Below are 21,824 nucleotides of genomic sequence, written 5' to 3' on the forward strand. Positions count from 1 at the left end.
ACCGAACATAAGGTCGGCCACGTCTTCTTTTTAATAGGTCAGTCCAATTAGATAATTGTCCAGTTTTTTAAAATTGCTTCTAATTGATGAGCTGTTGTCTCAATGTCTCCATTATTATAAATGATAGCATCAGCGCCCTGCTCTTTCACCGACATAGGAAGCTGAGATGCAATACGTGCTCTTGCTTCCTCTTCTGATAAATTATTTCGTTTCATCAACCGTTCCAACTGAACTTCCTCTTTAACTGATACAACAAGAATTTTATCTACAAAATGCTGCAGCTTGCTTTCAAATAATAAAGGGATATCCATTACAACATGAGAGGCACCTTGTTCAAGGTGTTCCTCCCGCTGTCGAATCATTTCTACACGGATAGCAGGGTGGATAATATCATTCAGCATCTTCCGTTTTGCCGGTTCATGGAAAATAATCGCCCCTACCTTTTCCCTGTCCATTGTGCCATCCTTCTTAATGACATCCTTGCCAAATGCCTCAGCAATTTTTACAAGTGTTTCTGTTCCTGGTTCTACGACTTGGCGCGCAACCATATCCGCATCAACAATTGGAAGGTGATAACCTTCCAACATCTTTGATACGGTGCTTTTTCCACTTGCAATACTTCCTGTTAATCCAATAATCATCGTGTGACACCTCTTATTTTTGACAACTTGGACAGTACGTTGATGTACGCCCTGCGATAACAACTGCCTTGGTAGCCGCCTGACAAGCCGGACAGACTTTTTTACTGTACATTTTTAAACGGTCCTGCATACTTCCTGCGCCACCATTAACACTTCTGTAATCTGAAATGGTCGACCCGCCATTTTCAATGCTCTCTCTCAGTACCTCGCAGATCGCCTCAAACAGCTCAATTTTTCGTTTTTTGCTGATTTGGCTTGTTTTTCTAGTTGGCCGGATCTGCATAGCAAATAAACTTTCCGTTGCATAAATATTTCCGCAGCCGGAAATGACATGACCATCCATTATCACTTCTTTAATTGGCTTGTTTGCATATTTTGGCAGCTCGCTCTTTTCCAGGAAATGCTCGCATGCTCCGTCATCAAAAGGCTCCGGCGCCATCTGCAGCAACGGTGGATGATCGGCTGCTTCTTTTAAAAAACGAAGCTCACCGAACCGGCGTATGTCCGAATAAACAAGCAATTCACCTGTATTCAAAGTGAAGATTGCATGCACATGCTTGCGGAACTTCGGTTCGGTAATTTCCTCTATCTCTTTTACGACAAACCAAGCACCTGACATACCGAGATGGCTGACCAGCAAAAATTCTTCGCCGCCTTTTTCAAGATGGAAGAAAATATATTTTGACCGACGTGTAATCTGTGTAATTTTCATTCCCGATACAACAAGTTCAAAGTCGGAGGGGTTGCCATTTTTCACAATACACTGCTTCCCTTGTGCTGCTCCGTTATAAACGATCTCCGACAACATTACACTGTCAATCGTTTTTCCTTCTACAAGAGGCTTCAAATCTCTTACGACACCTTCAACTTCTGGTAATTCTGGCATAGCTACTCCTTACTTTGCATCGTACCAAGTCGGACCGTAGGAAAAGTCCACTTTCAGCGGGACTTTTAACTCAATTGCATTTTCCATCACTTCCGGTACAATGCGTTCTAATATTTCCACTTCTTCCTGTGGTGCTTCAAAAATCAATTCATCATGTACCTGTAACAATAGTTTCGTCTGCAGGCCTTCCGCTTTTAAACGTGCATCCATATCAATCATAGCCTTTTTTATAATATCTGCAGCACTTCCCTGAATTGGTGTATTCATAGCTGTACGCTCAGCAAAACTGCGCAGATTGAAGTTTGAACTGTTAATCTCAGGAAGGTAGCGTCGACGATTCAAAATCGTTGTCACATATCCCTGCTTCTTCGCCTCTTTTATAATAGAGTCCATATAACCCTTAACCCCTGGGAAGCTTGCCAAATAATTTTCAATAAATGTAGCAGCCTCTTTTCGAGTAATATCAAGACTTTGCGATAAACCGTAATCACTGATGCCATACACGATACCAAAATTAACTGCTTTCGCTGTACGGCGCATGTTCGATGTGACTTCTTCCGGTGATTCGACCCCAAACACATTCATCGCTGTACGTGTATGAATATCCATTCCTTCACGGAACGCTTCTACAAGGACCTCATCGCCGCACATATGAGCTAATACACGAAGTTCGATTTGTGAATAATCGGCTGCAAATAAAATCCAGTCTGGTTTCGATGGGACAAATGCTTTTCGGATTTTCCGTCCCTCCTCCAGCCGGATTGGGATGTTTTGCAGGTTCGGGTCCGTTGAACTTAAACGGCCCGTTGCGGTAAGGGCCTGCTGGTACCGTGTATGCACTTTAGAGTCATCATCGTGCACGACTTTAATTAGCCCGTCGATATACGTTGATTTTAGCTTCGACAGCATACGGTAATCCAAAATATGCTTGACGACAACATGCTTGGACTGTAATTTTTCCAATACATCTGCCGCTGTTGAATAACCCGTCTTCGTCTTTTTAATGGCCGGCAAGCCTAACTTTTCAAACAGGATAACCCCTAATTGTTTCGGAGAATTAATATTAAATTTCTCTCCTGCAAGATCATAAATCGTAGTTTCGATAATATCCAGTTTCTGTGTCAGCTCATTGCCCATTTCTTCCAGTGCATCGATATGAACAGTTATTCCTTCTGACTCCATTTTCCCAAGAATACGGGCAAGCGGCAGCTCTAGATTTTTATATAGCTCGAACTGTTCATTTTCCTTCAGCTTTTCTTCAAGCACAGGTTCCAGAGCAAAAACAGCCAGGGCTTTTCGTGCCACATGGTCAGCAATATCCTTTTCATCAGGCCGTGTCCATTTTGCCCCTTTTCCGTACACTGCATCGTTCGACTGCACATCTGTATAACCGAACTCCTTCGCCAATGCTTGTACATCGTCTCCCGAAATAGAAGGATCTGCAATATAACCAGCAAGACCCAGATCAAACGTGACGCCCTGCAGTTCGATTCCCTTGCGTTGCAGCATTGCCTGCGCCGCTTTGCTGTCTGCCATTAGTTTTTGCTTTGTCTCATCTTCCAGCCATGATTTCAGCACTTCATTCGTAAATGCATGACTGCCCGGTATATATATTGTCCGTGCGCCATCTGTCAGCGCTATGCCAATCGCTTCACAATCATGATAATGATCATTTTCAAGTTCTACATGGACAGCCATTTTATCAGCAAGCATGTGTGGCATTACTTCTTCAACAATCTCCACCTCAATCGCTTCTTGCTCTTTTGCTGCCTCAGTAAAATCACTTTTTTCAATTAGTGACTTGAAGCCTAGTTCACGCCAAAGCGACAGGAGCTCTTCTTCATTCGGACCTGAATAGGAAATGTCCCCAAGGTGAATGTCGATTGGCGCCTCAGTATAAATCGTTGCCAGCTTTTTAGACATATGCGCCTGCTCTTCATTTGCAACAAGCTTCTCCTTCATTTTTGAAGCCTTCATATTATCAATTGCTTCATACAGCGCTTCTACGGAACCGTATTCCTTTAATAGCTTGATTGCCGTCTTTTCTCCGACACCTGGAACACCTGGAATGTTATCAGAAGAATCACCCATCAACCCTTTCATATCGATAATTTGATGAGGTGCAAGTCCGTACTTTTCTTCGATATGTGCCGGTGTGTATTTCTCAATATCCGTAATTCCCTTGCGTGTCACATAGACGGTAATATGATGATCCGCAAGCTGCGTCAAGTCTTTATCTCCAGATACGATCACGACGTCCATTTCATCCTGTACAGCCTGCTTAGCAAGCGTTCCGATGATGTCATCTGCTTCATACATCGGCAATTCATACCGCTTAATGTTATATGCATCAATCAGCTTGCGAATGTATGGAAACTGCTCCGACAATTCAGGAGGCGTTTTTTGGCGCCCTCCTTTATACTCACCATATGATTCATGCCGGAAAGTTGTTTTTCCTGCATCAAATGCTACAAGCATTTTTGTCGGCTTTTCCTCCTCCACAATTTTTTGAAGCATCATTGTAAAGCCATATGTTGCATTCGTGTGGACGCCCTGTTCACTCGTTAGAGGCGGCAAGGCAAAAAAGGCACGGTATGCTAAACTGTTGCCGTCTAAAAGAAGTACTTTCTCCTTTGTCATCGTATCTCCTCCGTTAATTCATCTCTTCTCTATTGTAAAACATATGTACGGTTTTTAAAAATAAAAAAAGATGTGTGCTCGAAGGCAAACATCTTACTTTAATTTTTTAAATTTATACTGCTCGGCTGCTTTCTGCTCTTCTACATAGAAAACTTCTTCATAGATGACCGTTAACAAGAAAGCATTCATAAATGAAAATACGATATATAAAGGCATACCGCCTAAATCAAACGGCATCAATCCACGGGCAAATGTTTCAACAAAACCGATTTGTGTAAAGAAGAAAATCATTCCAATTCCTACTTGCCAGATTGGACGCTTGTCTTTTCTTTTTTCAAACCATAATACCTTTTTGAAGGAATTTCGCACATCCTCCGCAATCACGAGACTTAAACCAAATACGACAATAAAGAATACCGGGACAGCAAAAATCTTGATATTCATTATGCTAAAGTCAGCTTGACTATACCAAGCACTGACTGAAGCGGCCATGGCGAACGACAGCAATATGTTTTGAAAAATCTTGCTCAACGTTTATTCCCCCAATTTCATCTCTGCAATCTAGTATAACAAGATTTTTCTGATATTTTAAGAGGAAATTTGTCTATTTATTGAAGGAAAAAAATGAGAGTACAGGGAAATCCCCCGTACTCTCGTTGTTTTCTCTGTAACATATTGCTATATATTTTGAAAACTAGTTTTATATTTATAATTTAAACTTCGTCATTTGCTCGTTTAGCGTATTAGCCATTTCATTTAATTGCGTGGCAATACTAAACATTTCCTCTGTAGAAGCCGTTTGCTCCTCTACAGATGCAACGATTCCCTGTGCATGTTCAGATGAATCCTGCAAGTGATTCACTGTCATATTTGTTGTATGAATCACTTCACTGGAGCTTGCTGCAATCTCTTCAACTGTTGCAGTAATGGATTGAATTTCATCATTCATATTTTCAATCAACCCGACAATTTGTGTAAAGGTCTCTCCAGCCGAATAAATTGTATCACTTTCACCATCAATCTTTTCCACAACATTCGAAATGGCCTCTAATGATTCATCTGAGTCTACGCGCATTTCTGTAATCAACTTAGAAATATCGCTCGCTGATTTTGAGGACTGTTCAGCAAGAGAACGGATTTCGTCTGCCACAACAGCAAACCCTTTTCCATACTCCCCAGCACGAGCTGCCTCGATTGCTGCGTTTAAGGCAAGCAGATTGATTTGTCCCGCGATGTTTGAAATGATTTTTGTTATTTCACTTACTTCCATTGACTTGTTGTTCATTTTCTCCGTAATGACAAGTGAAGCTCTAGCCGATTCATCAATTGTACGAATTCCTGTTACTGACTGCTGGATTGCCTCATTTCCAATAGATGCTGCCTTCGTTGCTTCATAAGCCTTTTCGGATACATGATTTGTTGCTGTAGAAATTTCATTAATCTGCTCTGAAATATTTACGATTGCGCTTTGGTTTTGATTTGCCCCTGAAGAGATGAATTCTGTAGAAGCCGCAATCTCTGTTATTTTGTCAGACACTTGATTAGATGTAACCGTTAACTGTTCAAGACTTTCGGATAAGTTCGTTGCACCTAGCTGTACATGTTCTGAAGTTGTGGAAACATGTGATAATGTTTCTTTTAATTGAACTTGCATATTTCGGAAGCTCATGCTCAGCTTGCCGATTTCATCTTCACTATTCACTGTGAATTCTTCCGTCAAATCGCCTTGTGCAATTTTCTGTGTATGCTTCAGCAGTCGATTAAGCGGTGTATTAATATTCCGCGAAACCATAATAGCAATTACTACTCCGATAAGGATAGCTCCTGCTAATATGGCCATCATCATCATCATCATTTTCCCTTTAAGGCTAAGAATAAAATCCGCATCTGCGTCAAGGCCCAGTACTGAATCTGTACCTGGTACTTGAATGAATGCAGATAGATGATTGCCGTAATCATCCTCGTAAATTTCACTCGTAATCATTTCTTCTGTAGTCAGTGCATCAGCCTGATCCTTCGTAAATGCAAGAGGTGCTAAATGTTCATCTGCTCCTCCTAGCACAAGAATGACTTCCTCTCCATCAACTTTACTCATGATATATACATTTTCCAGATCAAATTCCTGTTGGAACTCATCTGTAATCAGCTTCAGCTCTTCATAAGCACTTTCCTCTTCTTTTGCATCTTCTACTAAATCTTCATCTACAAGAGAGCTATATTTTTCAAGCATTAACTCTAAGCTCTTCTCATATTGAGGGACTACATGGTCTTGAATAAGCGTTGTTGTAATATAGGTTAAGACTATTCCGAATACAATACTGGCTAACACAAGCGGAATAATGACACCTGCTAAAATTTTTACTCGGATAGATTTAATTTTCTTCATAATCTTTTCCCCTTACTGTAATTGATATTGTTTATGGGTAATGAATTTCATGAAATCCAAGCTTAAGATATGATCATGCTCTTCTTCACTTTCACTCTTGAAAAAGACAACAGCAAAAGTAGCCCGGCCGTCCAACGGAAGCATGCGGTAATCCAATATTTCCTTGAACTCCTTTTTTAGGGAGTGATGGTCAATTGCTTCTATTTGTGCTGGTTCAACCCCTTTATCCATTTCAGCACATGTAAAGTTATAGACAGCATCATCCATCGCTTCGATAATTTTGTCCCAAGCAGGCTTGCTTCGATTGAAATAATGTTCATATGGGTTAACACCGTAGGCAAAGTAACCCAGCTCAGTTGTTCCTTCACCAGCAAAGCGTAACGGATTCACTTCAATCGGGATAATTTTCTGTGCAGTATTCACTCGGAGTTCGATATGGAGGGGCATCATTTTCAAATGAAAACTTTCTCCAAAGTCTTTTAAATACTGAGTGAATGGATTCATGTATGTAGCTAGAACATCCTTACTCGTATAGTAAATCCGATCCCCTACATCATTGCTATCCTTAAACTTCCTTGCGAAAATATTCAGAATGACCGGTTCGCCCTTTTCATCAAAATAAAAATCTACGGCGAACTCTTTCCCATCAATGTATTGTTCTAAGATGAACTGCATATTTTCTGCAGCATCCATCGTTTCATATGTATGTATAAATTGCTCCAATGACTCGCTGTCGTTAAGCTTGTATACGCCCTCACTACCATAGCCTACAATTGGCTTTAGTACGATTGGAAATGGCAGTTCCTTTGCATTCATTTCCTGTAGTTCCGGGAAGGTGCATGATTGATAGAAAAAATCCGGATATTTTGAGGCAATTAATTTTCGGAAAGCCATTTTATTTTTAAATATGTTAGCCATCCTTGTTACGTGATGGTCTGGTAAAAATTCATTCAAGGCTTCCATTCCAATTTCTGCATTCATGATTATCCCCGTGCATACATCCATTTTCTTGAAATTAGGGGCAGCTGATAAAAAACAGCCATGTGTCACATCGAAAATTGTTTCCTCGACTGTGGATAGTGCTTTAGTCAGCAGCGGCGATACATACCGAGTATCTAAAAATATCATATAAAAATTCCTCCTATTCAGTATAATAGAACCACTTTTTCTACCAGTTTTATGTCTATTAGTCCAACAAATATTATACATAAAAATAGGTAAATCAGGATATTTTCTATTATTCAGATTATTAAAGAAAAAAGAAGACCAAGCGAGTCCACCCGCTTGGTCTCCTTAACATGTACCGCTAACTATTCCATATAACCCGAGAGAAGACGGGCATAAGGGGAGTCAGATGGGAGGATAATGACCGTATCCTCTCCAATTGTTTTTTTATAGGATTCTAACGTCCTATATAATGAATAAAATTCTGGATCTTTCGAGAAGGCTTCATTATAAATTTTTGCCGCTTCGGATTCTCCTTCTGCTGTAATAAGAGCTGCATCCTTTTTCGCTGTTGCCAGCAGTGACTTCACCTTTTGATCTGTCTCAGCCATAATACGATTTTTATCGGCGTCCCCTTCAGACAAATAACGCTGGGCAATCGATTCACGTTCGGAAATCATACGCGTATAGACCGATTGCTCATTTTCTGCAGGAAGGTCGGTACGTCGAATTCTCACATCTACTACTTCTATCCCGTAATTATCATTTTTCAGCAACTCGTTTACTCGCTCTGTTACCTTATCGTTAATAGAACCACGAGATGGATTTTCATCATTAATAATGGCCTCATAATCCAATTGACCTAGTTCTGTCCGTAAAATAGAGTAAATAAACTCTTCCATTCGACGCTCTGCATTTGGTAATGTCCGCGCATTGGAAATCAACGCTTTTGGATCTACTACACGCCAAACAGCATAATTATCAATAATGATTCGTTTTTTATCCTTCGTGTTAATCTCTTCTTCTGTCATATCATACGTCATAAGGTTTTTCGGTAGTGTTTCAATGCGCTGAATAAAAGGTATTTTCATATGAATGCCTGGTTTATTTTGATATTTCACTACTTCACCAAATTGACGGACAACCTTATATTCGTTTTCCTTGACGACATAGATATTCGTGATAGCGATAATAAGCGCAAGTACAATCACTGCTCCAGCCACGATAGATGTAGTCAATTGTTTTACATTCCGCGGCTTTTTAGATTTAGGAACAGTCTGCTGATCAGCTGGCTTTGAATTTTGCTGTTCATTATCATCCATTCGATTATGCGGTTTCTGATTTTTACTGCCGAATAGATTACGTACAAACTCATCCAGGTTTTTATTGCTCATTCGTATCGCTCCCTTCTGTCTTAGGCTGTGTTTGGGCCGGCTGAATCGGCAAATACTTCAGCGTCTCCCCGTCATCATTCATAATGTAAATTTGAGCGTTTGGCAATACTGCTTCAAGCGTTTCAATGACAAGACGATCACGCGTAATTTCCTGATTTCCTCTATATTGTTCGTAAAGCTTGTTGAAGACGGCTACTTCTCCTCTTGCTTGTTCAATACGGGCCGTTTTTTCCCCTTCTGCCCGGGAATTGATGGCAGCCTTTTCCCCTTCTGCTTCACTTTCTTTTTGATTTTGGTATTTTTCTGCTTCATTTGTCTTTGTATTCTTCGTTTCACGTGCATCTGTTACGGCAGTGAAGGCCGCTCGTACTTCTTTATTTGGCAGCTCTACATCCTGCAGCTTTACGCCAAGTATGCTAATACCAATATCATATTTTTTAAGTAAATCTACTAATAAGTCTCGCGTATGCGCCTCGATATCCGCTTTCCCATCTGTTAAGGCGTCGTCAATTGTCGAGCTGCCGATGACCGAACGGATAGCGCTCGAAGTTGCACTATGCAAGATTTCTTCCGGATCCTGAGAATTAAACAAATATTTTTTCGGTTCAACAATACGCCATTGAACAACTAAATCGGTCAGGACGATATTTTCATCTCCCGTAATCATTTTCGCATCAGAGCCTACTGTATTGAGAGACCCATCTTCTTTTTCTTCATATCCAAACTTTAAGCTATATGTTTCCTTAGATAAAACCTCTGCTTTTTGAATTGGCCAAGGCAGTTTGAAATGCAATCCTGGCTCTGTAATAACATCATTCGCCTGGCCGAATGTAATGACAACCGCCTGTTCCGACTCATCGACTGTATACCATGAAGTAGTGACAGCAAGAATGGCCAGGACGGCAAAAAGCGTCAGCCCGATCCACATTAGTGTTCGTTTTACACTCATTTTGAAACCCCCTTTTTCTATGTATAGTACATATACGGGCTTTCCTAGGAGAAAGTTTCGAAAATATCAAAAAAAGGAAATATGCAAAAACATTTCAAAACACTGCTCTATTACTAAGGAGGTTTGAAAAAACAATTACGGCGGCTTACTTCTTATTGAGCGCGTCTAAGAAAAATAGAGCTATTCAGGAAACTTACACTTTCCGAATAGCTCTATAGAAAAAAGCATTGTATTAAGATGCTTTTTGGGGGGGTGAAGGGAAAAGCCCCGATTACTCACAGGACTTTCATTTATTCGAAACATGGGGGTTTCTAATCATTACTATAAACCCTCACTTTTAATGCAGCGTTTCGATATTGTAAATTTCTTGTTAAGGTGTATGGAGAGGGAGCATTACACGCATTGTTGTTCCTTTCCCTACTTCACTCTCTACTTGTATTTTTCCATGATGAGCTTCTACAAGGTGTTTCACAATCGCAAGGCCAAGGCCAGTGCCGCCAGAGTCTCGGCTGCGGGCACGGTCTACCCGATAAAAACGTTCAAATACTCGTGGAATTTCACTTTTCTTGATACCAATGCCTTCATCAATAATTTCTACTACACCCCATTTGTCCTTTTCGAATAACCTGATCGTAACGGTTGTCTCTTCGAAAGAATACATGATCGCATTAAAGATGAGGTTAGTGAAAATTTGGATAAGACGATTGGCATCCCCTTCTACTACTATCTCTTTCGTAAAATCAACACGGAACTGCATATTCTTCTGTTCCAGGCGTTGGGCCGTTAAATCTGCTGCTCTAACAAGCACTTCCTGCAATGGAGTAGGAATGATATCTACAGAGAAGCCATGCTGCTCTATTTTAGAAAGCTCTAATAAATCCTGGATGAGGATCTGCAGGCGATTGCTCTCTTGATGAATAATTTCCAAGAAGGACAATGCCATTCCTTCATCTTTATATGCACCGTCCAGCAAGGTTTCAGAAAAGCCTTTGATAGAAGTAATCGGCGTTCGCAGCTCGTGAGAAACGTTCGCTACAAAATCTTTTCGAATTTGCTCAAGCCTTACAAGCTCAGAAACATCATGCATGACGATCACGACACCTAACCAACGGCCATGCTCCCCTACTACAGGGGCCCCATATGCAAGCTTGTAAGTAATCTCTTGAAGTACTTCCATTTCAAGCTGTTTACGATACGGCATCTCCGTTAGGAACACATGATCAATAAACGATTCCAGCTCAGGGGGTAAATTAAGGGACAGGAAGCTTTTCTCCTGCACGTCATCATAGCGGTAGCCAAATCGTTCTAAAAATACTTTATTAACGATTGATACGTGCCCCCCGCGATCGATCATCAGCAGTGCACTGCCCATATTTTCAATTAATGTTTTTAAACGCTCTTCCTCTATCTCACGGGTTTTTGTAATGTCCTGCAAGTTGCGGGCCAAAATATTGATAGAGTTTCGAAGCTCTACTACTGTTTTGGGGCCATTTGCGAATGCTCTGGCGCGATAATTGCCTACAGCGAGCTCATGCGCTGTCCTTGTCACATTTTCAATTGGTTCTACAAAATTCTGAATCATCTTTTTTGTGACGATGCTGATCAGTAAAAATGAAATAGCCAATATAAATAATAATACAATCGCTAATCTTGCTTTCATTTCCGTAATAAAGTTGCCTTCGATCTGCAAGCCATGTGTTTTTAATAGCGCCTGCTCCTGCGAATAAGAGATGTCAATTTCCCGTTCTTCAATTACGTCCAGCATCCGCTGCTGGGCCTGCTCTGTATTTTCATTAATATAAGATTCGGCATAAAAAGGAAAAAGCTGACCTATTACAAAGCCTAGGACAGCTAATATGATACCTACTAAACAAACAAATGAAAAAAACAAGCCATTGCTCATCGATTTTTTCATTTTTTCGGCTCCTCGAATTTATAGCCTAGCCCTCGTATTGTTTTAATGAAGATAGGTTTTCGGCTATTTTCTTCAATTTTTTCACGCAGATGACTAATATGCACATCTACAATTCGTGTATCACCGGCAAAATCATAGTTCCATACAGCACTAAGCAGCTGATCACGAGTCAATACCCGATTCTTATTTTCCAGTAAGTACACAAGCAGTTCAAATTCCTTTGGCGTAAATTCAAGCGTTTCTTCGCCAAGGAAAGCCTCAAATCGGTCGGGATATACCTTTAGATCACCATACTCATATGATACTTCTGATTTTTCAGTCTCTTCTTCTAATGGAGACGGTGTAAATCTACGGAGAACAGCCTTCACGCGTGCAATAACCTCACGGGGACTAAAAGGCTTCGTCATGTAGTCATCTGCCCCAAGCTCCAGGCCCAGCACTTTATCGAATTCATCATCCCGTGCCGTCAGCATAATAATCGGTATATTCTTTCTTTCACTACGCAGCTCCTTACACACTTCCATACCATCTAATGTAGGAAGCATTAAATCAAGGATCAATAAATCCGGTGATTCCTTCATTGCCATTTGCAATCCAATTTTCCCATCATGCGCAAGAAGCACATGAAATCCTGCTTGCTCTAAATTATATTTTAACAACGTTGCAATCGATACTTCATCTTCCACTACTAAAATTGTTTTTGCCATTTACTACGCCTCCAAAAATGATCTGAAACCCCCATTTCAAACCCTTTAATATGGAGGATTAACCTTCACAACACCCTCGATAATAGGATCTCTATTTGCGTTGAATGCTTTTACCCCAACGTCCACTACGTGATTCACCACATCTACGCCATTCACTTGTAGAGTAAAATCAATTGTCTCGTAATGATATGCCGGCTTTAAAAAAGTGAGCTGCTGTTCCAGGATATGTGAGCCAGGGCCCGGCATATGCTTTGAAATGGCAGATGTAATAATACCATTCAACATGATTGCTGGTACAATTGGTGCTTTAAATGGTGTATCAGCCGCATATTCATGCTGAATATAAAGCGGGTTGCTATCATTTGTTAGTCCTAAATACAAAAGAAGATCTTTATCCTCAATCGTTTCTGTCAAATGCAGTTTTTCACCAACAAGTATTTCATCAATCCTTTTTCCTAACCTGCTTTTCTTTTGCAGCAAACATTACGCAACCCCTTCATCTACTGAGATTACTTTCATAGTAACAAGTTTTAGAAAAAAGTACAATTAGCCAAATGAATCATCCATTGATTTTTAAAAATAAAATGGAAATCTGCTTATTTTAAAAGAAAAAGCTGTCAACAAAGCCCCTTAAAAACGGCTTGTTAAACAGCTCTTTTCCCAGTAGAAAATTTAAGTTAAGACTTTCATGACATTCCGCACTGCTTCCGCAGATACATCTAACGCTGCCTTTTCCTTTTCACTTAACTCAAGTTCAAAGATTTTTTCGATGCCATCAGCACCTAGTAAAGTTGGTACTCCTAAATACAGATTGTTATAGCCATATTCACCTTCTAAATAAGCAATGGAAGGTAATATACGTTTTTGATCTTTAATAATTGCTTCAGTCATTTCAATTAATGCTGCGGCAGGAGCATAGTATGCTGAACCATTACCTAGCAGGTTAACGATTTCAGCCCCGCCGTTACGTGTCCGGTCTACAATTTCAGCTAACCGATCGGCAGGAATTAATGTTTCCAATGGAATACCGCCAGCAAATGAATAGCGAGTGAGTGGAACCATTGTATCACCATGGCCGCCTAATACGAATCCCGTGATGTCTTTTACAGAGATATTCAGCTCTTCAGCAACGAATGCGCGGAAACGGGCTGTATCTAGGACACCAGATTGTCCAATTACGCGGTTTTTAGGAAATCCTGTAGTCTTATAAACAGTGTAAGTCATTGCATCGACCGGATTTGTTAGGACTAGGATGATTGCATTAGGCGAATATTTCGCAATCTGCTCAGATACAGAAATCATTACTTTTTGGTTGATCTGAACTAAATCATCACGGCTCATACCCGGCTTTCTTGCAACTCCAGCTGTAATGATGACAACGTCAGAATCGGCCGTGTCGGCATAATCAGACGTACCTTTCACATACGAATCATATCCTTGTACTGGAGCAGCTTCCCACATATCCAACGCTTTACCTTTTGTCGGATTTTCAGCTGTCGGTATATCGACCAATACTACATCACCAAGTTCTTTTTGTGCCGCCAGAAAAGCAGCAGTAGCTCCAGTGAACCCTCCACCAATTACAGAGATCTTTTTACGTTTCAAAGCCATTTGAATACGCTCCTTTATTTAAGGTATAGGTTTTACACTTTCCCGCTTTATTCTCTACTCAACCATTAAAGCGGGTGGTTCCTGTGAAGACCAGTATATTTACCAGCTTCTTAATAGGTCAGCCCGTCATAATGACGGCTAGCAGAACAGCCAGCTGCTTTAGGCCTCTTGCATCGTAATCTTGAACATTGATCCGTCACACGTTTTATTCTACTCATTTTTACGCTTACGAATCGTGTGAAAAAAGAGAAGGTTTTTTTTATGTAGAAAGCTTTCTACTAGAATCCCGCCTCTTCTTTTTCAAAGAACAACTTCTGCCTTTAGTGTAGTGCATTCATTCAATTGATTCAATACTTGGCCTTTACTCTACCAATATTCGCCACATTTTCTGGCAGGAAAACGCTGGAACCGACTATCAAGATATTTGCCGACCGAAGACTGAAATCATTACGTCATCAATTACGTCTTCCTGACTAACATCTCTTTTCCTAAAGCATGAACTTTACGGATGTCAACGATGCTTTCATCGCACTAAGGATGTTGATGTACATGTTCAAATCTCTCTACCTTAGCAAATCTATACTTCTTATCCCACAAAAAAGAGGGAAGAGACTAGTCTCTTCCCTCTTTTTATAATGCTTTGATATTTTCTATCCTTTATAGACAGGCCTTGCTGTCTATATGAATAGATTCATCAATAATTATCCAAAATTAAGTAATTTGTGATGAAATTCACATGTAATTACATGGAAAATCAATGAATTACAGGTTTTCGATTAATTTGTTAGCGAACTCTGAACATTTCACTTCTGTAGCGCCGTCCATTAAACGAGCGAAGTCATAAGTTACATACTTAGAAGAGATTGTTTTCTCTACAGATTTAGTGATCATGTCAGCAGCTTCTTGCCAGCCAAGGTGCTCAAGCATTAATACGCCTGAAAGTAAAACTGAAGATGGGTTTACTTTATCTTGACCTGCATATTTTGGAGCTGTACCGTGAGTAGCTTCGAAGATCGCATGACCAGTTACGTAGTTAATGTTAGCACCTGGAGCGATACCGATACCACCAACTTGTGCAGCTAATGCATCAGAAATGTAGTCACCGTTTAAGTTCATTGTAGCTACTACATCGAACTCAGTTGGACGAGTTAAGATTTGTTGTAAGAAGATATCAGCGATAGAATCTTTTACGATGATTTTGCCTTCTGCAACAGCTTTTGATTGTGCTTCGTTAGCAGCAGCTTCGCCTTGCTCAGCTTTGATTGCATCGTATTGGTTCCAAGTGAATACTTTGTCGCCGAATTCTTTTTCAGCTAAATCGTAACCCCAAGTTTTGAAGCCGCCTTCTGTGAACTTCATGATGTTACCTTTGTGTACTAAAGTAACAGTTGGTTTGTTGTGCTTGATTGCGTACTCAATTGCAGCACGAACTAAGCGCTCAGTACCTTCTTGAGATACTGGTTTAATACCTAAACCAGAAGTTTCTGGGAAACGGATTTTGTTAACGCCAAGCTCAGTTTGTAAGAAATTTAATAATTTCTTTTGCTCATCTGAACCAGCTTTGTATTCGATACCTGCATAGATATCTTCTGTGTTTTCACGGAAGATAACCATTTCAACATCTTCTGGACGTTTAACTGGAGAAGGTACACCGTCAAAGTGACGTACTGGACGTAAGCATACATATAGGTCAAGTTCTTGACGTAATGCTACGTTTAGGGAACGGATACCGCCACCGATTGGAGTTGTTAAAGGACCTTTAATTGCGATTAAGTATTCGTTGATTTTATCTAAAGTTTCTTGTGGTAACCATTCACCAGTTTGGTTGAATGCTTTTTCACCAGCTAAAACTTCTAACCATTCGATTTTCTTTTCACCATTGTAAGCTTTTTCTACAGCTGAATCGATAACACGAGAAGCTGCTGCCCAGATATCTGGACCAATACCGTCACCCTCGATGAAAGGGATCACAGGATTGTTTGGCACGTTTAAAACGCCGTTTTCTACTACGATTTTGTTCGTCATGAATATTTGCCTCCTATATTCGAAAATCTAGGACTGCGTAAAGCACACAGTCCTAGATTAGTTTAGCATATTTTCTAAATTAGCGCTCGTTGATTGGAACGTATTTTTGCATTCCTGGTCCAACATATTCTGCACGTGGACGGATCAAGCGGTTATTAGCATATTGCTCAAGGATATGTGCTACCCAACCTGAAGTACGAGATACTGCGAAGATTGGTGTGAATAAGTCATGTTCAATACCTAAAGAATCATAAACTGATGCTGAGAAGAAGTCTACGTTCGCTGGAAGACCTTTTTGTTCTACGATCATGTCGTGGATTTTCACTGACATTTCGTATAGTTCTGGTTTACCAGTTAAAGCAGTCAATTTTTGAGACATTTCACGTAAGTGTGGTGCACGTGGGTCGCCTTTGCGGTATACGCGGTGACCGAATCCCATGATTTTCTCTTTGTTATCAAGTTTACCTTGGATGTAAGATTCTACGTTATCGATTGAACCGATTTCTGATAACATCTTCATAACTTGCTCGTTGGCACCGCCGTGTAATGGACCTTTTAATGCGCCAATTGCAGCAGTTACGCCAGAGTATACGTCAGATAATGTTGCTACACATACACGAGCTGTAAATGTAGAAGCGTTTAATTCGTGGTCAGCGTGTAAAATTAACGCTTTATCGAATGCTTCAATTGCGATTGCTTCTGGCTCTTCACCAGATAACATGTATAGGAAATTAGCTGCATAACCTAATTCTGGTTTTGGAGCTATTGGTTCTAAGCCTTTACGGATACGAGCGAAAGCAGTTACTACAGCAGCAATTTTCGCTTGTAAACGAATTGCTTTACGGTAGTTTGCTTCTGGTTCCATAACATCAGCTTCTTCATCAAATGTACCAAGCATTGATACAGCCGTACGCAATGCAGCCATTGGATGTACTGTGTTAAGCGGCATAGATTTGAATAGGTCATAAATCGCAGCCGGCACTTCCATATTATCTGCTAATTGTTGTTTTAACTCAGCAAGCTCGTCCTCTTTTGGTAAACGAGTATGCCATAATAAGTAGATAATTTCTTCAAAAGATGCGTTGTTTGTTAAATCGTCGATGTTGTAACCTACATATGTAAGTGTGTCATCGATGATTGAACTGATTTTTGACTCCGCTGCTACGATGCCCTCTAAGCCTTTAGTTGTTGACATAGTAAATCGCTCCTTCATGATATAGTTGTTTTGTAAGTGCTTTCTTTTTTTATAAGATAAAAGCACCTATAGTTCTGCTCAATGAACCTATAAGTAAATCGCTTACATGTACCATTATAATCAATTTTGACGGCTTTGTGAATGAAAAGCGACGAATTTAAGAAAATCGCGCATGACATATAAAAATAGTGCTTTATAGAGAAAATCGAGATTCAAACGAGATATACATTGCATAAAATAGGGGTGAGCCGTTTTCAAATGAATAATTTATTCAATTTTTCCTACGAAAGTACTAAGAAAGTTGCACTTCTTTTGTTATACTTATTACTCATGATCATCGTTTCTCCTATCACACTCGGTATATTTTTCGCTACTTTATTCCATCCATTCCTTCTCTTCTTTTATAAAAAGTTACGAATACCATATTTCCTTGTAGTATTTTTAACAACTATCTCTTTTTTCTACGCTTCATATTTATTTATTCACTTTATCATCGATAGTTTTATGGTTGTATTTCCGCAAATTCGGGAGCTTGTGAATAGCGACATTTTTTCACATCCTATTTTACAGGCAATGATGGAAGCTGCTCTATCAGCTGTGGATCAAATAGCTTCTGTTGGCATTAATTTAACAAAAGAACTTTTCAGCTATTTGTTTGAAGTGATTATTTTTATTATGGCCTTTTACTTTTCCTTGTTTGAAAGTAAAAGAGACCGCTACTGGTTTTTCATCTATACACCGAAATCGGTGCGAAAAACTTGGAAAAGCTATTTCGAGCGTGCTATGCACCTATTCACTACTTTTTTATATGTAGAGCTTCGGCTGCTGCTGGTAACATTCCTCCTGCTCGTACTTGGCTTTTGGCTGCTCGGTTTCACTTACCCGTGGCAAAAGGCATTTTTCATTGCGCTGGCAGATTGCCTGCCGTTCTTCGGTATCGGTTTGGTACTTATTCCGTTAGCTATTTATTTCTATGTAGTTGAGGAAATCATATTATGTATCGCGATTATCATTTTGTATATCTTTATTCAAACAACAAGACAGCTAACCGAATCGTATCTATGGGCGTCCACATTCCATGTGCGGACAATCCATACATTCTTCATCAGCGCTGCCTCTGTTTTATTATTCGGCTTTTATGGCATTCTACTTAGCCCATTCTTGCTATTGCTTGCCGTAAAGCTCAAGGAAAAATCTATCTTTGCACGATAATCGTTTGTTGGTTTTTCATTTTTTTGCGCAGCCACATAAAAATTAATGGTTTAAAGAGGCTACGTGTTGCAGATGTAAACATCAACAATCCGAAAACATCTGATAAAAAACCAGGCAGTATAAGCAGGACAGCCCCTACGAACATCATAAATGCTTCCATAAGCGCAACACCAGGGGGTTGTCCGTTAGCAATTGAAGACTGAATTTCCTTCAAAGATTGGGTGCCTCGTTTTTTTAGCAAGTACACGCCGAGTGCGCTTGTAGCGATCAGCAGCAGCAATGTCGGGAATACACCAAGCCAATTCCCTACCAAAATTATTGCTGTAATTTCCGCTAATATAAAAGCAATGAACATTAAAAAGAGATTTCTCATTTTCTTCACCCCCTACTATATACGAGCCAACAGTTAAAAAGTTTCATGATAAACAAACACTCCAGCTCCATGCCTGAAAACTTCTGCCTTTCACTTCTATAAATGAATATAAGCAAAAAGGACAAAATCTACTTGTTGTGATTTTGTCCTTCTGCTCGCTTATAGAACGCTAGCGTGTCCTTTATAGATGACACCTGTTTCTGCATCCATCGTAATTTCTTGTCCGTGGCGGATAAGTGTTGTAGCTTCCTTTACTCCAACAATCACCGGAATGCCTAGACTCAAGCCTACGACAGCTGCATGACTTGTCAATCCGCCTTCTTCTGCGATAATCCCCGCACATTTTTCAATCGCTGGCATCATCTCTCGATCCGAACCTACTGTTACTAAAATACAGCCTTCTGTTTCATAAGCCAATGCTTCACCCGCATTTTTTGCTACTACAGCATGTCCTACAACCGATGCTTTGCCAACGCCTTGCCCGCGAGCTAGAAGATCGCCTATAACATGAACTTTCATCAGATTCGTCGTACCTGCCTCGCCAACAGGTACTCCTGCCGTGATGACAACTACATCACCATGGTTCACATATTCGTGCTTCAATGACTCGTCTACAGCAAGCTCTAAAATTTCATCTGTTGTCTGTACACGGTTGCATACGATTGGTTGAACACCCCATACTAGCGTTAGCATTTGAGCTGTGTTTACCGAACCTGTAACTGCTACAATCGGTACGCCTGGGCGATATTTTGCAATCATTTTCGCTGTGTTGCCACTTTCAGTCGGTGCAAGGACTGCTTTTACATTCAAGTTGATGGAAGTATATGCTACAGCTTGTGAAATAGCTTCCGTCATATTCGCTTCTTTTTCACGGCTGCGTTGGGATACAATTTGGCGATAATCCAAAGCCTGCTCTGTGCGCTCAGCAATTTTATACATTGTCTGAACAGATTCAAGCGGATAAAGGCCTGCTGCTGTCTCTCCAGAAAGCATGATAGCATCCGTACCATCCATAATAGCATTCGCTACGTCCGATGCTTCTGCACGCGTCGGGCGAGGATTACGCTGCATAGAATCCAGCATTTGAGTTGCCGTAATAACCGGCTTACCTACTTGATTACATTTTTTAATTAAGGATTTTTGCACAAGCGGTACTTCTTCTGCCGGAATTTCCACTCCAAGATCGCCCCTTGCTACCATCAAGCCATCAGATACCTCAATGATCGCATCAATATTGTCTACACCTTCTTGGTTCTCGATTTTTGGGATGATCTGAATATGCGAACCATTATTTTGTTCTAATAATTCACGGATTTCCAATACATCCTTCGCCGTACGAACGAATGATGCCGCAATAAAATCAACCCCTTGGTCAATACCAAAGAGGATATCCTGTGCATCCTTTTCAGTAATACCTGGTAACTTAATCGAAACACCCGGCACATTTACACCTTTTTTATTTTTCAAAACGCCTGCATTTTCTACAATCGTATGGATAAGTCCACGATCTAAATCTTTTGCTAGTACACGAAGCTCGATTAATCCGTCATCCAGTAAAATGATATTGTTTTGGTCTACATCTTCAATTAATTGCTCATATGTTACCGAAAATACATTTTCATTACCGACTACTTCTGTCATAGAAATATCGATTACTTGTCCTGTGACAAGATGAAGCTCCCCATTTTCCATTGTATGCGTACGGATTTCCGGCCCCTTTGTATCTAACAGAATCCCTACTGGTTTTCCTACCTTCTCTGCTGCATCACGAATGGCAGCAATCCGAATAGCATGCTCTTCATGCGAGCCATGTGAAAAATTCAGGCGCGCTACATTCATTCCTGCTTCAATCAGCTGTTCAAGTATTTCTGGTGATTCACTAGCTGGTCCAATAGTACAAACAATTTTTGTTTTTCTCATATAACATCCGCTCCGTTTTCATCTTAGATAGACAATTCTTTTGATAATGTATATAAACTCAGGTCTGCCTTATGATTACCCTCATATGCTTCCCTCAACTCATAATCAACTACTGTATGGTTTCTAATACCGACAGCCCGTCCACTACGTCCTTCTAACAAGACTTCCACCGCTTTTGCTCCAAGGCGTCCAGCAAGAACCCTGTCCTGTGCTGACGGTGCGCCGCCGCGCTGAATGTGCCCAAGCACTGAAACACGTATTTGAACACCTGTTTTTTCCTCAAGAATTTTAGCTAACTTATGTCCAGGCATTACACCCTCTGCCACTATTATAATGCTATGTCTTTTGCTGCGGGCTGCCCCGCGCTCAAGACGAGAAACGACTTCCTCCAGATTATATTCTTCTTCTGGTATTAAAACTGATTCAGCACCGGCTGCCAGCCCTGCCCATAAGGCTATATCCCCTGCAGCACGCCCCATAACTTCTACAATAAATGTGTTTTCATGGCTTGTTGCCGTATCGCGAATTTTATCGATTGCTTCAATAACAGTATTGAGAGCAGTATCAAAACCAATTGTATATTCAGTTCCTGCAATGTCATTATCGATTGTACCCGGAATCCCTACACAAGGAAACCCTTTTTCCGTCAACTGCATGGCCCCGCGGTATGAGCCATCGCCACCAATGACAACTAACCCTTCAATGCCTTGCTCGCGCATATTTTCAATCGCTTTTATTTGATATACATCTTCCTTGAACTCTGGAAAACGAGCTGAATATAACTTTGTTCCGCCTCGTTGAATAATACCTCCCACAGCCCCTAAATCCAGTGGTTCAAAGATTCCTTTATATAAGCCTTCATAGCCGTGGTAGACACCGACTACTTCCACACCATGAAAGCGTGCTTTCCGGACAACGGCACGAATGGCGGCATTCATTCCAGGTGCATCGCCACCACTTGTCAAAACGGCAATTTTTTTCATCAACTGTATCCTCCTGTCAGAATGATTTGCTAGTAAAACATT

The 21,824-nt window shown here is 40.5% G+C and carries 18 protein-coding genes; 1 reads left to right on the top strand and 17 read right to left on the bottom strand.

What is annotated here, in order from left to right; all coding sequences use genetic code 11:
• Window positions 1-47: 47 nt before the first annotated feature.
• From coaE to citZ, 14 genes are all read right to left on the bottom strand, one after another.
• Window positions 48-641 carry a dephospho-CoA kinase gene (gene coaE, locus AA0Y26_RS15960; protein WP_413363066.1) on the bottom strand — a complete coding sequence of 198 codons (594 nt, stop codon included), beginning with the start codon at window positions 639-641 and terminating at the stop codon, window positions 48-50.
• Between the two features lie 13 nt (window positions 642-654).
• Window positions 655-1,527 carry a bifunctional DNA-formamidopyrimidine glycosylase/DNA-(apurinic or apyrimidinic site) lyase gene (gene mutM, locus AA0Y26_RS15965; RefSeq protein WP_413363067.1) on the bottom strand — a complete coding sequence of 291 codons (873 nt, stop codon included), beginning with the start codon at window positions 1,525-1,527 and terminating at the stop codon, window positions 655-657.
• A gap of 9 nt (window positions 1,528-1,536) precedes the next feature.
• Window positions 1,537-4,167, bottom strand: coding sequence for a DNA polymerase I (polA, locus tag AA0Y26_RS15970; RefSeq protein ID WP_413363068.1), 2,631 nt, complete (start codon window positions 4,165-4,167; stop codon window positions 1,537-1,539).
• Between the two features lie 93 nt (window positions 4,168-4,260).
• A complete protein-coding gene (locus AA0Y26_RS15975; RefSeq protein WP_413363069.1) occupies window positions 4,261-4,698 on the bottom strand; it encodes a DNA polymerase I in 438 nt (145 codons plus the stop codon).
• A gap of 175 nt (window positions 4,699-4,873) precedes the next feature.
• Window positions 4,874-6,553 (bottom strand): methyl-accepting chemotaxis protein, encoded by a 1,680-nt coding sequence (locus AA0Y26_RS15980; RefSeq protein WP_413363070.1) that lies wholly within the window; start codon window positions 6,551-6,553, stop codon window positions 4,874-4,876.
• Between the two features lie 12 nt (window positions 6,554-6,565).
• Window positions 6,566-7,681 (bottom strand): ATP-grasp domain-containing protein, encoded by a 1,116-nt coding sequence (locus AA0Y26_RS15985; RefSeq protein ID WP_413363071.1) that lies wholly within the window; start codon window positions 7,679-7,681, stop codon window positions 6,566-6,568.
• A 182-nt stretch (window positions 7,682-7,863) separates the two neighbouring features.
• On the bottom strand, window positions 7,864-8,892 hold the full coding sequence (gene hflC / locus AA0Y26_RS15990; protein ID WP_413363072.1) for a protease modulator HflC: 1,029 nt from the start codon (window positions 8,890-8,892) through the stop codon (window positions 7,864-7,866).
• Window positions 8,882-9,841, bottom strand: a complete 960-nt coding sequence (gene hflK / locus AA0Y26_RS15995) for an FtsH protease activity modulator HflK (RefSeq protein WP_413363073.1) — start codon at window positions 9,839-9,841, stop codon at window positions 8,882-8,884. The genes hflC and hflK overlap by 11 nt, the downstream gene beginning before the upstream one ends.
• Before the next feature lie 370 nt (window positions 9,842-10,211).
• Window positions 10,212-11,756 (bottom strand): two-component system histidine kinase PnpS, encoded by a 1,545-nt coding sequence (pnpS, locus tag AA0Y26_RS16000; RefSeq protein WP_413363074.1) that lies wholly within the window; start codon window positions 11,754-11,756, stop codon window positions 10,212-10,214.
• Entirely contained in the window at window positions 11,753-12,463 is a 711-nt protein-coding gene (locus tag AA0Y26_RS16005; RefSeq protein ID WP_413363075.1) for a response regulator transcription factor, read from the bottom strand. Before AA0Y26_RS16005 ends, pnpS begins: the two co-directional genes overlap by 4 nt.
• A 45-nt stretch (window positions 12,464-12,508) precedes the next feature.
• Window positions 12,509-12,943 (bottom strand): MaoC/PaaZ C-terminal domain-containing protein, encoded by a 435-nt coding sequence (locus AA0Y26_RS16010; protein ID WP_413363076.1) that lies wholly within the window; start codon window positions 12,941-12,943, stop codon window positions 12,509-12,511.
• 192 nt (window positions 12,944-13,135) lie between these two features.
• Window positions 13,136-14,074, bottom strand: a complete 939-nt coding sequence (gene mdh, locus AA0Y26_RS16015) for a malate dehydrogenase (protein WP_413363077.1) — start codon at window positions 14,072-14,074, stop codon at window positions 13,136-13,138.
• 762 nt (window positions 14,075-14,836) lie between these two features.
• Complete coding sequence (icd, locus tag AA0Y26_RS16020) at window positions 14,837-16,099, bottom strand: NADP-dependent isocitrate dehydrogenase (RefSeq protein ID WP_413363078.1); 1,263 nt, start codon at window positions 16,097-16,099, stop codon at window positions 14,837-14,839.
• Window positions 16,100-16,178: 79 nt separating this feature from the next.
• Entirely contained in the window at window positions 16,179-17,294 is a 1,116-nt protein-coding gene (gene citZ / locus AA0Y26_RS16025; protein ID WP_413363079.1) for a citrate synthase, read from the bottom strand.
• A gap of 312 nt (window positions 17,295-17,606) precedes the next feature.
• On the opposite strand from citZ, the gene AA0Y26_RS16030 reads away from it, so the two are divergent.
• On the top strand, window positions 17,607-18,506 hold the full coding sequence (locus tag AA0Y26_RS16030) for an AI-2E family transporter (RefSeq protein WP_413363080.1): 900 nt from the start codon (window positions 17,607-17,609) through the stop codon (window positions 18,504-18,506).
• Here the strand turns inward: AA0Y26_RS16030 and AA0Y26_RS16035 are convergent.
• The 3 genes from AA0Y26_RS16035 to pfkA all read right to left on the bottom strand — a co-directional run bounded on the left by AA0Y26_RS16035 (window position 18,490) and on the right by pfkA (window position 21,782).
• On the bottom strand, window positions 18,490-18,879 hold the full coding sequence (locus AA0Y26_RS16035; protein ID WP_413363081.1) for an FxsA family protein: 390 nt from the start codon (window positions 18,877-18,879) through the stop codon (window positions 18,490-18,492). The two genes, AA0Y26_RS16030 and AA0Y26_RS16035, sit on opposite strands and share 17 nt — an antisense overlap.
• A 159-nt stretch (window positions 18,880-19,038) precedes the next feature.
• On the bottom strand, window positions 19,039-20,799 hold the full coding sequence (gene pyk / locus AA0Y26_RS16040) for a pyruvate kinase (RefSeq protein WP_413363082.1): 1,761 nt from the start codon (window positions 20,797-20,799) through the stop codon (window positions 19,039-19,041).
• A 23-nt stretch (window positions 20,800-20,822) separates the two neighbouring features.
• Window positions 20,823-21,782: a 6-phosphofructokinase gene (gene pfkA / locus AA0Y26_RS16045; protein ID WP_413368257.1), complete on the bottom strand. Its 960-nt coding sequence runs from the start codon at window positions 21,780-21,782 to the stop codon at window positions 20,823-20,825.
• Window positions 21,783-21,824: the final 42 nt, after the last annotated feature.

This window comes from Lysinibacillus canaveralius (assembly GCF_047301505.1).
Taxonomy (GTDB): domain Bacteria; phylum Bacillota; class Bacilli; order Bacillales_A; family Planococcaceae; genus Lysinibacillus_B.

Coding starts and splice junctions, on each gene's coding strand:
- coaE (WP_413363066.1), bottom strand. CDS start 641: ATGATTATTGGATTAACAGGAAGTATTGCAAGTGGAAAAAGCACCGTA.
- AA0Y26_RS15980 (WP_413363070.1), bottom strand. CDS start 6,553: ATGAAGAAAATTAAATCTATCCGAGTAAAAATTTTAGCAGGTGTCATT.
- pfkA (WP_413368257.1), bottom strand. CDS start 21,782: ATGAAAAAAATTGCCGTTTTGACAAGTGGTGGCGATGCACCTGGAATG.
- polA (WP_413363068.1), bottom strand. CDS start 4,167: ATGACAAAGGAGAAAGTACTTCTTTTAGACGGCAACAGTTTAGCATAC.
- hflC (WP_413363072.1), bottom strand. CDS start 8,892: ATGAGCAATAAAAACCTGGATGAGTTTGTACGTAATCTATTCGGCAGT.
- AA0Y26_RS16005 (WP_413363075.1), bottom strand. CDS start 12,463: ATGGCAAAAACAATTTTAGTAGTGGAAGATGAAGTATCGATTGCAACG.
- icd (WP_413363078.1), bottom strand. CDS start 16,099: ATGACGAACAAAATCGTAGTAGAAAACGGCGTTTTAAACGTGCCAAAC.
- pnpS (WP_413363074.1), bottom strand. CDS start 11,756: ATGAAAAAATCGATGAGCAATGGCTTGTTTTTTTCATTTGTTTGTTTA.
- mdh (WP_413363077.1), bottom strand. CDS start 14,074: ATGGCTTTGAAACGTAAAAAGATCTCTGTAATTGGTGGAGGGTTCACT.
- hflK (WP_413363073.1), bottom strand. CDS start 9,841: ATGAGTGTAAAACGAACACTAATGTGGATCGGGCTGACGCTTTTTGCC.
- AA0Y26_RS15985 (WP_413363071.1), bottom strand. CDS start 7,681: ATGATATTTTTAGATACTCGGTATGTATCGCCGCTGCTGACTAAAGCA.
- mutM (WP_413363067.1), bottom strand. CDS start 1,527: ATGCCAGAATTACCAGAAGTTGAAGGTGTCGTAAGAGATTTGAAGCCT.
- AA0Y26_RS16035 (WP_413363081.1), bottom strand. CDS start 18,879: ATGAGAAATCTCTTTTTAATGTTCATTGCTTTTATATTAGCGGAAATT.
- pyk (WP_413363082.1), bottom strand. CDS start 20,799: ATGAGAAAAACAAAAATTGTTTGTACTATTGGACCAGCTAGTGAATCA.
- citZ (WP_413363079.1), bottom strand. CDS start 17,294: ATGTCAACAACTAAAGGCTTAGAGGGCATCGTAGCAGCGGAGTCAAAA.